We start from the raw sequence: 378 nt of genomic DNA, 5'->3' as shown, positions 1-378 counted from the left end.
AGTTGAAGTTGAAGACAGAGTGCCGGCGGCCAGATTGGTAAGCTTCTGGCTATTGCCGGGGCTAGCGGCGGTGCCGTCAGAAGCAATCAGGGCGAGATTATCGCCATTAGTGCGGCGGACAGGGCCAAGCGTGCCGTTGTTGATATTATTGGTGATATTGGTCAGGCTGCTATTGACCGTATTAAAGCTGCTGTCCACAGCGGCAAAAGCATCACCGACACTATTAGCACTCGTGCCTTGGACAGTGAAGGTCGGCGCTGTGCCATTGGCGACATTAGCGCCGCCGCCAAGATAGCTATTAGTGTTGGTAGCAACCGTGTTAATCGCCGTAGCATTGGTGGCGATATTGGTTTTGTTGGTAGCAATATCGGTCGTATT

1 protein-coding gene is annotated in these 378 nt (G+C 52.6%); it reads right to left on the bottom strand.

Annotated features, from left to right (window positions below; translation table 11 throughout):
- Positions 1-378, bottom strand: a 378-nt coding sequence (locus DPQ22_RS08995) for a hypothetical protein (protein ID WP_425305165.1), incomplete at both ends; no start/stop codon positions are given.

The sequence above is a fragment of the Candidatus Tokpelaia sp. genome (assembly GCF_008636115.1).
Classification (GTDB): Bacteria; Pseudomonadota; Alphaproteobacteria; order Rhizobiales; family Rhizobiaceae; genus QLZD01.
Note: the sequence above shows the minus strand (reverse complement) of the source record. Positions and strands in the feature narration are given on the sequence as shown.